Genomic DNA, 805 nt, shown 5'->3' with positions numbered 1-805 from the left:
AGTTGTTATACAGGATATTTATAAGGATTTTAAAATGACAATTATCACATTGCTCGATGTTAAGACGAAGAAGAAGGTGATAGTTCGGTCCGTAATAGACCCAATAGCAAGAATAGACAAAAAAGGGAATATACAAATTATTCAAATTCATAAATGGCTATATGATGAATCTGGAGATTTCGTTGATGAAGACTTATATGAGGCACTCAACAATGGAGAAGTTGGAATATACATAACTTTGCAGTATATGATCATTAATATTGAAAATTAATTATTTTTTATTTTTAGTCAGTTTGAGTTCTTACTCTCTAGAGCCTAATGGTTACTACACATAAGACCTTATTAAGTATTACCTATTGATGGGCACATATTCTTTATAACTCTTGATAAGTAAAAAAATTATGTAGGCTAAAAATAAAACTATTTAAAAAGAAATCTTTATCTATTTAAATATGAATATTTGATATTTTTAATTCAATCCCTATTGCTAGTGCTTAAATATTATGCCAATATGAAGTTGGAGATATTTCCGAATAGATATTTCCTATTTCAGGTCTAAGCGTTTTTTTTCGCTAAGCCCATTTCTGAATAAAAATAGGAAGTGGGCTTTTTTATTTTTAAATATTTCAGTATTATCAGTGTGTTGCTTTAAGTAACACTAAACCTTATTGATCAGCGCAAATATCAAAAAAAGGGGGAGCTTGCCTACTAGGCAAGCTTTTTAAATTGATAATTTAAACACAATAATCCATTTTAAAGCTCAATAGAAAAATCAAACTTCCCTAGCTTTTATTCGTACTAATTT

1 protein-coding gene is annotated in these 805 nt (G+C 28.3%); it reads left to right on the top strand.

The window, feature by feature from the left end:
* Positions 1-34 precede the first annotated feature (34 nt).
* A complete protein-coding gene (locus HMPREF0013_RS0105955) occupies positions 35-271 on the top strand; it encodes a hypothetical protein (protein ID WP_000152665.1) in 237 nt (78 codons plus the stop codon).
* The last annotated feature ends 534 nt before the right edge of the window (positions 272-805 follow it).

The sequence above is a fragment of the Acinetobacter sp. SH024 genome (assembly GCF_000163635.1).
Taxonomy (GTDB): Bacteria; Pseudomonadota; Gammaproteobacteria; order Pseudomonadales; family Moraxellaceae; genus Acinetobacter; species Acinetobacter pittii.
This window is presented reverse-complemented; position numbering and strand designations above follow the sequence as displayed.

What these genes read in the sequence shown, in the direction of transcription:
- HMPREF0013_RS0105955 (WP_000152665.1), top strand. Translation starts at nt 35, where the DNA reads ATGACAATTATCACATTGCTCGATGTTAAGACGAAGAAGAAGGTGATA.